The sequence below is a fragment of the Micromonospora sp. NPDC004336 genome (assembly GCF_053602615.1).
Genome location: NZ_JBSGDY010000095.1, coordinates 1 through 10,979, shown reverse-complemented (window position 1 = coordinate 10,979; position 10,979 = coordinate 1). Strand labels below are relative to the sequence as shown.

The window sequence follows — 10,979 nt, the reverse complement described above, 5'->3', positions numbered from 1 at the left end:
TGCGCTGCACTCCTCGCGCTCACCGGTGGAGACTCCCGTACAGCTTGACCTCGTCGGCGCCGTCGGTCTCCGCGAGGGTGACCCTGACGCTCTCCGCGAGGGAGGTCGGGATGTTCTTGCCGACGTAGTCGGCGCGGATCGGCAGCTCGCGGTGCCCGCGGTCGACGAGGACGGCGAGCTGGACGGAGGCCGGCCGGCCGACGTCGTTCAGCGCGTCGAGGGCCGCCCGGACCGTGCGGCCGGAGAAGAGCACGTCGTCGACGAGGATGACCCGCTTGCCGTCGATGCCGCCGGGCGGCACCTGGGTCGGCCCGACCGCGCGGGTGGCGTGCCGGCGCAGGTCGTCGCGGTAGAGCGTGATGTCCAGCACGCCGACCGGGACGGTCACGTCCTCGAAGGTGCTGATCCGGGCGGCGAGCCGGGCGGCGAGGGGGGCGCCCCGGGTGGGGATGCCGAGCAGGACGGTGTTCGCGGCGCCCTGGGTCTTCTCCAGGATCTGGTGGGCGATGCGGTCGACCACGCGCTGGACGTCGGCGCTGGCGAGGATCACCTTCACCGAGGGTTGCCGCGCGGGCGGCGACTGGGCAGCCGATGGGTAGGCCACGGCGGACCTCCTTCCCCGCCTCACGGGACGGGTCGTTAAAGGACGTCGGATGCCGGCGCCGGACCGCGAGCGGCCCGGACCGGGGCTTCACGCCACGTTACCAGTGGTCACCGTGCGAACCGTCGCCGGCCACTGACCCCCTGGTCAGCCCGGCGAAACCGGACAACTTGCCCGACGGTCCCCAACGGTAAGGTCACGACCACTTGACCACGTGTCGCAATCCCCGTACCGTCACGCTCCGTAGCGATCGCTGGGAGAACCCCGAGCAGCACTGGGAGTGTCCGAATGCCCTCTGAATACGCCAAGTCTCTGGGCGCCCGCCTGCGCTCCATCCGCCAGCAGCAGGGCCTGTCCCTGCAGGGCGTGGAGGAGAAGTCGAACGGGCGGTGGAAGGCGGTGGTGGTCGGCTCGTACGAGCGCGGCGACCGCGCCGTCACGGTCTCGCGCCTGGCCGAGCTGGCCGACTTCTACCGCGTTCCCGTCTCGGAGCTGCTGCCCGACGGCAGTGGCGTTCGCCACGAGCCCACCAGCAAGATCGTGCTGGACCTGGAGCGGCTGTACGACGAGGCCTCCGAGGACCTCGCCTACGTCGCCCGCTACGCCCGGGCCATCCAGCAGCAGCGCGGGGACTACAACGGGCGGGTGCTCTCCATCCGCGCCGACGACCTGCGGGCCCTCGCGATCGTCTACGACGCCTCGCCGTCCGGCCTGATCGAGCGGCTCACCGAGCACGGTGTGCTGGTCGCCGACCCGCGGGCGTTCTTCGCCTCCTGACCCCGACGACGAGAAGGGCCCGTGCCGGTCGGCACGGGCCCTTCTGTCGTTCGTGTCACACGCTCGCGCGTCGGTGACGTGCGCCTCAGCGGGTGGCGTACTCGGCGATGCGGCCGAGGATGCCGTTGAGGAAGCGCGGCGAGTCGTCGGTCGACATCTGCCGGGCCAGCTCGACGGCCTCGCTGATCGCCACCGCGTCGTCGATCTCGTCGACGTAGAGCAGCTCGTAGACCGCGATGCGGGCCAGGTTGCGGTCGACGGTCGGCATCCGGTCGAGCGTCCAGCCCTCGGCGTAGCTGGCGATCACCTCGTCGATCCGGTCGAGGTGGGCGGCCACCCCCTCGACCAGGCTCACCGCGTAGCCCAGGTGCTCGGGGCGCGGCTTCTCGATCCGCTCGATGTAACCGGCGAGCACCTCGACGGGCGGGCGGTCCCGAAGGTCGGCCTCGAAGAGCACGTCCAGCGCCCGCTTGCGCGCCTTGCGGCGCGCCGGCATCTGCTGCTTGGGACCCTCGGCCATCAGGCGCGGCCGAGGTAACGGCCGTCGCGGGTGTCGACCTTGATCTTCTCGCCGGTGGTGATGAAGAGCGGGACCTGCACGGTCGCGCCGGTCTCGACGGTGGCCGGCTTGTTGCCGCCGGTCGAGCGGTCGCCCTGCAGACCGGGCTCGGTGTAGGTGACCTCCAGCACGACGCTGGTCGGCAGCTCGATGTAGAGCGGCACGCTCTCGTGGGTGGCCACGGTCGCCTCGGCCTCGGGCAGCAGGTAGTTGGCCGCCTCGCCGACGGTGCCGCCGGGCACGGTGATCTGGTCGAACGTCTCCAGGTCCATGAAGACGTAGTCCTCGCCGTCGGCGTAGAGGTATTGCATCGTGCGCTTGTCCACGGTCGCGGTCTCGACCTTGGTGCCCGCGTTGAAGGTCTTGTCGACCACCTTGCCGGACAGCACGTTCTTCAGCGTGGTACGCACGAACGCACCACCCTTACCAGGCTTGACGTGCTGGAACTCGACGACGGCCCACAGTTCTCCGTCGAGGTTGAGTACCAGGCCGTTCTTCAGGTCGTTGGTGGTGGCCATTTCCTGCCTTGATCATAATTGGCGGACAGACCTGGAAAGTCTACTAGTTGCGCCGGGCGCCGCTGCCCGCCGCTGCCCGCCGCTTTCCGCAGATGCCGGTCACCGCTCTCGCCGGCCGGGCGGCGCGCCCACCACTCCGCGCACACAGCCTCCTCCGCCGAGGGGATCCCCCCGCGCCGTCAGCCGCTGCGGGCGGCCAGGTGGTGCAGGGCCAGGCGGTACCCGTCGACGCCGAGCCCGCAGATCACGCCGGTCGCCACGGCGGAGACCACCGAGTGGTGCCGGAACTCCTCCCGGGCGTGGATGTTGGAGATGTGCACCTCGACCAGCGGCCCGCGCAGCATCGCGCAGGCGTCCCGGACCGCGTACGAGTAGTGCGACCAGGCCGCCGGGTTGAGCACCACGGCCGCGCCCTCGTCGGCGGCGGCGTGCAGCCAGCCCAGCAGCTCGTGTTCGGCGTCGGTCTGCCGGACCGTGACGTCCAGCCCCAGCTCCCGGCCCGTCGCCTCGCAGAGCGCCACCAGGTCCGCGTAGCTGGTCGCCCCGTATACGTCCGGCTGCCGGGTGCCGAGCCGGCCGAGGTTGGGGCCGTTGAGCACGTACACCCTCATGCCGCGACCTCGCGGAAGGCCGCCTCCAGCAGCTCGTCCCGCGGGCCTTCGAGGATCGCCGGGCGGGCCAGCCCCTCCAGCACCACGAAGCGGAGCTGGTTGCCCCGGGCCTTCTTGTCGACCCGCATCGTGGCCAGCAGCTGCGGCCAGGCGTCGCCCGGGTAGCTGGTGGGCAGGCCCAGCGCCGCCGTCACGGTGCGGTGACGTTCGGCGGTGGCGGCGTCGAGCCGGCCGGCGAGGCGGGCCAGCTCACCCGCGTAGACCATGCCGACGGAGACCGCGTGCCCGTGCCGCCAGCGGTAGCCCTCCACCTTCTCGATGGCGTGGGCAAGGGTGTGGCCGTAGTTGAGCACCTCGCGCACGCCCGACTCCCGCAGGTCGCCGGAGACCACGTCGGCCTTGACCCGGACCGCCCGCTCGATCAGCTCGCGGGTCACCGGACCGGCCGGGTCGGTGGCCGCCGCCGGGTCCCGCTCCACCAGGCCGAGGATCGCCGGGTCGGCGATGAAGCCGCACTTGACCACCTCGGCCAGGCCGGCGGCGAGGTCGGCCGGGGGCAGGCTGTCCAGCGTCGCCAGGTCGGCCAGCACCCCGACCGGCGGATGGAACGCCCCCACCAGGTTCTTCCCCGCCGAAGTGTTGATCCCGGTCTTGCCGCCCACCGCCGCGTCGACCATGCCCAGCAGCGAGGTGGCCACCGGAACCCAGCGCACGCCGCGCAGCCAGGAGGCCGCCACGAAGCCGGCCAGGTCGGTCACCGCGCCGCCGCCGACCCCCACCACCGCGTCGGTGCGGGTGAACCCGGCCTCGCCCAGCCGGTCCCAGCAGGCCGCGGCGACGTCGATGTGCTTGCCCGCCTCGGCGTCCGGCACCTCGATCGGCAGCGGGGCGGCGCCGGCCGCGCGCAGCCGGCCGCCGATCGCGTCGGCCAACTCCTTCAGTGGGGCCGTGTGCAGCACCGCCACCCGGGTCGCGCCCGGCAGCAGCCCGGGCAGCGCGTCGAGCAGGTCGCGTCCCACCAGCACGTCGTACGGGCGCTCGCCGCCGACCGGGATCCGGGTCACCTCGTCCATCGCCGGCAGCCTAGTCCAGCCGCCCCGCCGCCGACCGGAGTTGTCCACGTGGTGGCCACGCCCGGATCTTCGCCGAGCGGCGGCCCGCCGCCGGCAGCCCGGTCAGCCCGGCGTACGCCCGGCCCAGTCGGCCAGCCGGCGGGCGTGCCCGGCGACGGCGGCGCGCAGCGCGTCGGGGTGCCGCACGGTGAACGGCCAGCCCAGCCCGGCCAGCAGCTGGGCCATGCCGTCCAGGTTCTCCGCGCGGGCGCGCAGCAGCACCCCGTCGGCGTCGGCCGACAGCTCCGCCACGCTCGGCGGGATGCGCCGGCGGGCGGTCGCCAGGTCCACCTCCAGCAGCACCTCGACCTCGTGGGCGTACGGCACGCCGGCCAGCGAGCGGGTCACGTGGGCCACCGGGTCGAACCCGTCGGGCACGGTGAAGGTCTCCTCCCCCGTCGCCACCGCGTCGATCCGGTCGAGCCGGAACGTGCGCACCTCCCCGCGCAGGTGGTCGTGCCCGGTGACGTACCACCGGCCGGCGTGGAAGACCAGGCCGTACGGGTCGATCTCCCGCCGGGTGGCCGCGCCGGACCAGGACCGGTAGTCCAGCCGCACCCGACGCCGGTGCCGCGCGGCCGCCCCGAGGGTGAGCAGCGTCCCGGTGGCCGGGCGGGCCTCCGTCGCGGCGCGACGCAGCGTGAAGCCGAGGTGCTCCTGCACGGCGGCCAGCCGGTCGCCCAGCGCTGGCGGGAGCACCCGGCGGATCTTGGCCAGCGCGGTGGCCGTCGCCGGCTGCTCGGTGCCCAGCCCGAGCCGCTCGGCGGCCACCAGGCCGAGCAGCACCGCCACCGCCTCGTCGTCGGTGAGCATCAGCGGTGGCAGCTTGTAGCCGGGGCGCAGCCGGTAGCCGCCGTGGCGGCCCCGCTCGGCGGCGACCGGGATGCCCAGCTCGGCCAGGGTCGCCGCGTAACGCCGCACGGTGCGCTCGTCGACGCCGAGCCGGCGGGCCAGCTCGGCTCCGGTGAGCCGGTGGTGGCTCTGGAGCAGCTCCAGCATCCCGAGCACCCGGGCGGCGGGATGTGACACAGCGCACTCCTGAAAACCGGGCGGAAAGCGTCCGGATTTGATCGTACGGTATTCCCGAGCAACGACAGAGGGAGATCGCAGATGGCGACGTTCGTGCTGGTTCCGGGGTTCTGGCTGGGTGGCTGGGCGTGGCGGGAGGTCACCGCCGAGCTGCGCGAGCGGGGCCACGAGGTGTACCCGGTGACGCTGACCGGCTTGGCCGAGCGCGCCCACCTCGCCGGTCCCGAGGTGGGGCTGGAGACGCACACCACCGACATCGTCCGGCTCGTCGAGGTGGAGGACCTGCGCGACGTGCTGCTGGTCGGACACTCCGGGGGCGGGCTGCCGGTGACCCAGGCGGCGGACCGCGTGCCGGACCGGATCGCCCGGGTGGTCTACGTGGAGAGCGGCCCGATGCCCGACGGCATGTCGCAGTTCGACAGCAACCCGCCGGAGGAGCAGGAGCGGCTGCGCGCCCAGATCGGCGACGGGCACCTGCTGCCCCCGCCCGCCTGGGACCCGGCCGAGGACCCGGAGAACCTGGCCGGCCTGGACGCCGCCGCGCTCGCGCTGCTGCGGCGGCGCGCCACGCCCCACCCGCTGCGCGCGGCCACCGATCCGGTGCGCCGCACCGGCGGCCGGGCGGTGCCGACCGCGCTCGTGGCCAGCACCTTCCCGCTGGAGGTGGTGGAGGGCATGATCGCGCAGGGGCACCCGTTCTTCGCCGGCCTGGCCGGCGGCCAGCTGCACGCGCTGCCCACCGGGCACTGGCCGATGCTGAGCGAGCCGAAGGGGCTGGCCGACGTCCTCGACCGCATCGCGGGCAGCTGACCGGCGGGTCGGGACCGGCCGGCGCTCAGCCCTTCAGCAGCGCCGCGATCTCGGCGGCGATCTCCTGCGGGGCCCGCCCGTCGGTGGTGACCGTCGCGGTGGCCACCTCGGCGTAGAGGGGGCGACGCTGGTCCAGCAGGTGCTTCAGCGTGGCCCGCGGGTTGATCGCCAGCAGCGGCCGGCCCGCGCCCAGCCCGACCCGCCGCACCGCGTCGGACAGCTCGACGGAGAGATGGACCACGGGGTGCCCGACCAGGGCGGCGCGGTTCTCCTCGGCGAGGACCGCGCCGCCGCCGAGGGCGAGCACGCCGTCGCAGGAGGCCAGCGCCGCCGCCACCGCGGCCCGTTCGAGGGTACGGAAGTGGTCCTCGCCCTCGTCGATGAAGATCTCCGGGATCGGCTTGCCGGCCAGCCGCACGATGTCGAGGTCGGTGTCGCGGAACTCGACCCCGAGCAGCTCGGCGAGCGCCTGCCCGACCGTGGTCTTGCCGGAGCCCGGCGCCCCGACGAGCACGCAGACCGGCGCCATCAGCGGCACCGCCCGACGTCCGGGCGACCCGCCGGACGGGCCGCGCTCACCGGATCACCAGCGCGTCGAGGTAGCCGGCCAGGTTGCGGCGGATCTCGGCGACCGAGTCGCCGCCGAACTTCTCGGTGGCGGCCTCGGCCAGCACCAGCGCCACCATGGCCTCGGCCACGACGGCGGCGGCGGGCACCGCGCAGACGTCGGAGCGCTGGTTGATCGCGGTGGCCGGCTCGCCCGTGGTGACGTCCACCGTGGCCAGGGCCCGGTTCAGCGACGAGATCGGCTTCATCGCGGCCTTGACCCGCAGCGGCTCGCCGGTGGTGATGCCGCCCTCCAGCCCGCCGGCGCGGTCGGTGACCCGACGCACGCCGGTGGCGCTGGGGATGATCTCGTCGTGCGCCTCGGAGCCCCGGGAGCGCGCCTGCTGCCAGCCGTCCCCGATCTCGACGCCCTTGATCGCCTGGATCGACATGAGCGCCGTGGCGAGCCGGGCGTCGAGCTTGCGGTCCCACTGCACGTGGCTGCCCAGGCCCGGCGGCACCCCGTACGCCAGCACCTCGACCACGCCGCCCAGGGTGTCGGCGGCCTTCTTCGCGGTGTCGACCTCGGCGACCATCCGGGCGCTGGCCTCGGGGTCGAGGCAGCGCAGCGGGTCGGCGTCGATGCGGGCGGCGTCGGCGGGCGTCGGGCGCAGCCCGGGCTTGACGGCGACCGGGCCCAGCTCGACCACGTGGGAGACGATCTCGACGCCGAGGGTCTGCCGGAGCAGCGCCTTGGCGACGGTGCCCACGGCGACCCGGGCGGCGGTCTCCCGGGCGCTGGCCCGCTCCAGGATCGGCCGGGCGTCGGTGTGGCCGTACTTCTGCATGCCGGCCAGGTCGGCGTGGCCCGGCCGGGGGCGGGTGAGCGGCGCGTTGCGGGCCTGGCTGGCCAGCTCTTCCGCGTCGACCGGGTCGGCGGCCATCACGGTGCGCCACTTGGGCCACTCGGAGTTGCCGACGCGGATCGCGACCGGGCTGCCGAGGGTCACCCCGTGCCGGAGCCCGCCGACGACCTCGACCTCGTCCTGCTCGAACGACATCCGCGCGCCCCGGCCGTAGCCGAGCCGGCGCCGGGCCAGCTCGCCCGCGATCTCCCCGGTGGTCACCTCGACGCCGGCGGGCACGCCCTCCAGCATCGCGACGAGGGCGGGCCCGTGCGATTCCCCTGCAGTCAACCAGCGCAACACAGCGGTCAGTCTGTCACGCCCGGTGGCCGCCGCCGTGCGGTGCCCGCCGCGTCCCGCCCTGCGGACGCCGCCGCCCGCCGACCGGCCGGCGCGCCGGAATCCGCGCGCCGGACCCCGGTCGCCGCCGTCAGATGCCCCGGCCGCGCTTGTGCAGGGTGCGCAGCACCGCGTCGGCGCGGACCATCCGCCCGGCCACCGCGAGGGCGAGGTAGGCCCTCGGCTCGCGCGGGTTGCGCCGGATGGTGTGCCGGGCCCAGCGCATCGCGCCCCGCCGGTCGCCGGAGGCGGCGCGGGCGAAGGCGATCTGCCCGGTGACCCGCGCCTCGCCGGCCGGCTGGGTGCCGAACTCGGGATAGCGCTCCAGCAGCCACTGCAACGCCTCGGAGATGGTGTCCCAGCGCTGCGCGAAGTAGGACCGCTTGTGCCAGCGCACCAGCACGTACGGCGTGCGGAGGTTGACCAGCGGCGCGCTGCGGGCGGCCCGGAGCAGGAACTCGTAGTCCTCCGCGTAGCTGCCCGGTATCTCCTCGTCGACCAGGCCGAACCCGTCGCGCAGCGCGGCGGCGCGGATCAGGAAGGTGGACGGGTGCAGCTCGGTCATCCGGTCCCGCAGCAGGTCCGCCAGGGTGACCGCATCCTTCGGCAGCACCCGGTCGACGGTGTGCCCGTCGTAGCTGACCCGGATGCCGCAGCAGACGAACTCCGCGTCGGGCGCGGCGGCGAGCGCCTCGACCTGGGCGCGCAGCTTGCCGGGCAGCCACTCGTCGTCGTCGTCGCAGAACGCGACAAGCTCGCCGGTGGCCGCCAGGATGCCCGAGTTGCGGGCGCCCGCCAGGCCGGGGGTGCGGGTGTTGCGGATGACCCGCACCTGCCGGTCCGGGCGGGACAGCTCGACCAGCGAGGCGTCGGGCTCGGACCGGTCGTGGACGACCACCACCTCGACCGGGCCGGGGTGCTCCTGGTCGAGGACGGCCCGCACGGCGGCCCGGAGCAGCTCCGGGCGGTCCCGGGTCGGCACCACCACGCTGACGCTCGGGTGTCCACTCATCGCCGCTCTCCGTTCCGGCCCGGCCGCGCCCACGGCCGCCACCTCGTCCGCTGCCGCCGTCCGGTCGACGCGGCCACCAGTTCCTCCACGATCCGTCCCACCCGCTGCACCGCGGCCCGGCGCGCCTCGGCGGCCCCCTGGTCGGCCGCGACGGCGAACCGGGACGGGTCGGCCAGCCCCGCGGCGAGCGCCGCGAACAGCTCCTCCCGGGTCTCGGCCAGCGCCACCATGCCCGCCGCGCCCAGCCGGCGGGCGAAGAGCTGCTGGTGGTCGTCGACGTGCTCGCCGCGGGCCGGGTCGCGGGGCACCACGATCGGCAGGCGACCGTGTCGGCGGGCCTCCAGGATGGTGGCCGGCCCGCCGTGGCAGACCACCAGGTCGGCCTCGCCCATGGCGGCCTGGAGCGCGTCGTGGCCGAGGAACGGCACCGCCCCCGGCACGCCGGCCGCCGGCGTGTGTCCGTGTTGGACGGTCAGGGCGACGTCGGCGCCGGAGCGCCACTCGTCGAGCCAGCCGACGAGCCGGTCGAAGGGGTGCTTGTCGGTGCCGACGGCGACGAGCAGCCGCAGCCGGGCCACGTCGGCGTCGCGGGGGCGGGGCACCCGGTTGGCCTGCGACGGGCGGGACCGGCCGGGCGCGACCCGGTGGGCGGGGGCGGTGCCGGTGCTCTCGGCGTTCACAGCAGGGTCCCCACGACGGTGGCCTCCGGGTACTGGCGGCGCTGCTCCTCCCACTGCACGAGCATCGCCGACAGGAACGGGCGGCAGAGCCGGGCGGTCAGGGTCGGGGTGTCGATGCGGTCGTACACCTCGATGTAGACGGTCGGGATGCGCCGCAGCCGGGCCAGCACCACGAACGGAACGGCGACCCCGGCCCCGGTGGTCACCACGGCGGCGACCCGGCGCGAACGCAGCACCCGCCAGGCGAGCACGGCGTTGCGCAGCAGGTTCGGCACGTTGCGGGTGGTCGGATGGTGCGCCGGGACGAGTTCCTCGCCGGCGAGCAGCGAGACGGCCTCGGGCGTGTCGAAGGTGACCCAGCAGCGGCGCCAGCGTTCGTACCACGGCCGCAGGGCGAGCAGTTGGGCCAGGTGGCCGCCGCTGGACCCCACCAGGAGCAGGACCCCGGGTTCGCCGGCGTCCTCGTTCGTCGTTTCCACGCGACTCCCCACAAGTGCGCTTGGAGTTTCGGTCGGCGCCACGCGACAGCAGATCACAGGTCCGGCGGCCGGTGAAATAGGACGACCGGGCCGAGAGTCGATCTCCACGGGTGGCGGAGCGGTACGCCGCGCGCCGCCAGCCATCGACGGTCGTCACGACCAGGGGTTTCTGCGTCACCGTCCGGAGCGGACGGTCGCGCCCGAGCTCGCCGGATCGGGCGGATCAGCCGCTATGTCGTTTCTCGACGACGTCCAACAGGGCGGGATGCAGCGCCGCGTTCCAGCCCGCGCCCGCGTCGGCGAGCCGCCAGGTGCGCAGCCACATCTCCAGCAGGTAGCCGTCGGCCACCAGCCGGCACGCCGCCGCATCGAGCCCCAGCCCGGCGCCGTGCCGGCCGAGTGCGGCGTCGACGGCCCGCGCCGCCGTCGCCGCCGGCTCGCCGCGCAGCACCAGGGCGCGCTGGAACGCGTCGTGCGCCAGGTCGAAGCCGAGCGGCACGTCCGGCCCGCTGTGCTCCCAGTCCCAGGCGACCAGCCCGCCGGCGTGCACGCCGAGGTTCCACGGCACCCAGTCGCCGTGCCAGTGCCCGAACTCGACGGCCGTGTCGCCGTGCCGGCGGGCCAGCGCGGCCACGGCGGCGACCGCCCGGGCCCCGTCGGGCGTGCCGGCGGCGGCCCGCTCCGCCTCGGCGACGAGCCGGGCCAGGAAGGCCGACCCGGCCAGCGGGCGCGGCGGCGCCGGCGGCCGGCCCCGGCGGGCCACCGCGAGCAGGGCGGCCAGCCGTGGCGGGTCGTCGGCGGGCACCCCCCGCACGTCCGGCGGCAGCGGCTCCACCAGCGCGATCACCTGCCCCGCCACGGTCGTCTCGGCCAGCAGCCGGGGCGCCGCCGGATGGTCGGGCACGCCGGCCACCCCGGGCAGCTCGCGCAGCGCCGCCGCCTCCGTGGCCCCGGCGACGCCGGAGGGCACGGCCGCCACCGGTCCCGCTCGCGGCGGTACC

The 10,979-nt window shown here is 75.0% G+C and carries 13 protein-coding genes and 1 pseudogene; 2 read left to right on the top strand and 12 right to left on the bottom strand.

Annotation, left to right across the window (positions count from 1 at the left end; genetic code table 11):
* Positions 1 to 19: 19 nt before the first annotated feature.
* The gene (gene pyrR / locus ACWENR_RS19500) at positions 20 to 604 is read right to left on the bottom strand and encodes a bifunctional pyr operon transcriptional regulator/uracil phosphoribosyltransferase PyrR (RefSeq protein ID WP_452278391.1); all 585 of its coding nucleotides are present in this window, start codon (positions 602 to 604) and stop codon (positions 20 to 22) included.
* Between the two features lie 285 nt (positions 605 to 889).
* Between pyrR and bldD the strand changes: the two genes are divergently transcribed.
* Positions 890 to 1,378 carry a transcriptional regulator BldD gene (gene bldD / locus ACWENR_RS19495; protein ID WP_013285505.1) on the top strand — a complete coding sequence of 163 codons (489 nt, stop codon included), beginning with the start codon at positions 890 to 892 and terminating at the stop codon, positions 1,376 to 1,378.
* Positions 1,379 to 1,463: 85 nt separating this feature from the next.
* Here bldD and nusB read toward each other — a convergent pair whose 3' ends face one another.
* The 5 genes from nusB to ACWENR_RS19470 form a co-directional block, all read right to left on the bottom strand.
* Positions 1,464 to 1,874 carry a transcription antitermination factor NusB gene (nusB, locus tag ACWENR_RS19490; RefSeq protein ID WP_452278401.1) on the bottom strand — a complete coding sequence of 137 codons (411 nt, stop codon included), beginning with the start codon at positions 1,872 to 1,874 and terminating at the stop codon, positions 1,464 to 1,466.
* A gap of 23 nt (positions 1,875 to 1,897) precedes the next feature.
* Positions 1,898 to 2,455: an elongation factor P gene (gene efp / locus ACWENR_RS19485; RefSeq protein ID WP_013285503.1), complete on the bottom strand. Its 558-nt coding sequence runs from the start codon at positions 2,453 to 2,455 to the stop codon at positions 1,898 to 1,900.
* A gap of 179 nt (positions 2,456 to 2,634) precedes the next feature.
* Complete coding sequence (gene aroQ, locus ACWENR_RS19480) at positions 2,635 to 3,066, bottom strand: type II 3-dehydroquinate dehydratase (RefSeq protein WP_452278390.1); 432 nt, start codon at positions 3,064 to 3,066, stop codon at positions 2,635 to 2,637.
* The gene (gene aroB, locus ACWENR_RS19475; RefSeq protein WP_452278389.1) at positions 3,063 to 4,139 is read right to left on the bottom strand and encodes a 3-dehydroquinate synthase; all 1,077 of its coding nucleotides are present in this window, start codon (positions 4,137 to 4,139) and stop codon (positions 3,063 to 3,065) included. The genes aroQ and aroB overlap by 4 nt, the downstream gene beginning before the upstream one ends.
* Before the next feature lie 102 nt (positions 4,140 to 4,241).
* Positions 4,242 to 5,207, bottom strand: a complete 966-nt coding sequence (locus tag ACWENR_RS19470; RefSeq protein WP_452278388.1) for a helix-turn-helix transcriptional regulator — start codon at positions 5,205 to 5,207, stop codon at positions 4,242 to 4,244.
* Between the two features lie 81 nt (positions 5,208 to 5,288).
* Here ACWENR_RS19470 and ACWENR_RS19465 point away from each other — a divergent pair, with 81 nt between their 5' ends.
* A complete protein-coding gene (locus tag ACWENR_RS19465) occupies positions 5,289 to 6,017 on the top strand; it encodes an alpha/beta fold hydrolase (protein WP_452278387.1) in 729 nt (242 codons plus the stop codon).
* Between the two features lie 25 nt (positions 6,018 to 6,042).
* On the opposite strand, the gene ACWENR_RS19460 is transcribed toward ACWENR_RS19465, so the two are convergent.
* The 6 genes and pseudogenes from ACWENR_RS19460 to ACWENR_RS19435 form a co-directional block, all read right to left on the bottom strand.
* The gene (locus ACWENR_RS19460; RefSeq protein ID WP_452278386.1) at positions 6,043 to 6,546 is read right to left on the bottom strand and encodes a shikimate kinase; all 504 of its coding nucleotides are present in this window, start codon (positions 6,544 to 6,546) and stop codon (positions 6,043 to 6,045) included.
* Positions 6,547 to 6,592: 46 nt separating this feature from the next.
* Positions 6,593 to 7,771 carry a chorismate synthase gene (gene aroC / locus ACWENR_RS19455; protein ID WP_452278385.1) on the bottom strand — a complete coding sequence of 393 codons (1,179 nt, stop codon included), beginning with the start codon at positions 7,769 to 7,771 and terminating at the stop codon, positions 6,593 to 6,595.
* A 127-nt stretch (positions 7,772 to 7,898) separates the two neighbouring features.
* Complete coding sequence (locus ACWENR_RS19450; RefSeq protein ID WP_452278384.1) at positions 7,899 to 8,819, bottom strand: glycosyltransferase family 2 protein; 921 nt, start codon at positions 8,817 to 8,819, stop codon at positions 7,899 to 7,901.
* Entirely contained in the window at positions 8,816 to 9,421 is a 606-nt protein-coding gene (locus ACWENR_RS19445) for a glycosyltransferase (protein WP_452278400.1), read from the bottom strand. The genes ACWENR_RS19450 and ACWENR_RS19445 overlap by 4 nt, the downstream gene beginning before the upstream one ends.
* A 74-nt stretch (positions 9,422 to 9,495) precedes the next feature.
* Positions 9,496 to 9,978: a UDP-N-acetylglucosamine--LPS N-acetylglucosamine transferase gene (locus ACWENR_RS19440; protein ID WP_452278383.1), complete on the bottom strand. Its 483-nt coding sequence runs from the start codon at positions 9,976 to 9,978 to the stop codon at positions 9,496 to 9,498.
* Between the two features lie 223 nt (positions 9,979 to 10,201).
* A pseudogene (locus ACWENR_RS19435) lies at positions 10,202 to 10,979 on the bottom strand (hypothetical protein); the annotation flags it as partial.

What these genes read in the sequence shown, in the direction of transcription:
- bldD (WP_013285505.1), top strand. Translation starts at nt 890, where the DNA reads ATGCCCTCTGAATACGCCAAGTCTCTGGGCGCCCGCCTGCGCTCCATC.
- nusB (WP_452278401.1), bottom strand. Translation starts at nt 1,874, where the DNA reads ATGCCGGCGCGCCGCAAGGCGCGCAAGCGGGCGCTGGACGTGCTCTTC.
- efp (WP_013285503.1), bottom strand. Translation starts at nt 2,455, where the DNA reads ATGGCCACCACCAACGACCTGAAGAACGGCCTGGTACTCAACCTCGAC.
- aroQ (WP_452278390.1), bottom strand. Translation starts at nt 3,066, where the DNA reads ATGAGGGTGTACGTGCTCAACGGCCCCAACCTCGGCCGGCTCGGCACC.
- aroB (WP_452278389.1), bottom strand. Translation starts at nt 4,139, where the DNA reads ATGGACGAGGTGACCCGGATCCCGGTCGGCGGCGAGCGCCCGTACGAC.
- ACWENR_RS19465 (WP_452278387.1), top strand. Translation starts at nt 5,289, where the DNA reads ATGGCGACGTTCGTGCTGGTTCCGGGGTTCTGGCTGGGTGGCTGGGCG.
- ACWENR_RS19460 (WP_452278386.1), bottom strand. Translation starts at nt 6,546, where the DNA reads ATGGCGCCGGTCTGCGTGCTCGTCGGGGCGCCGGGCTCCGGCAAGACC.
- ACWENR_RS19450 (WP_452278384.1), bottom strand. Translation starts at nt 8,819, where the DNA reads ATGAGTGGACACCCGAGCGTCAGCGTGGTGGTGCCGACCCGGGACCGC.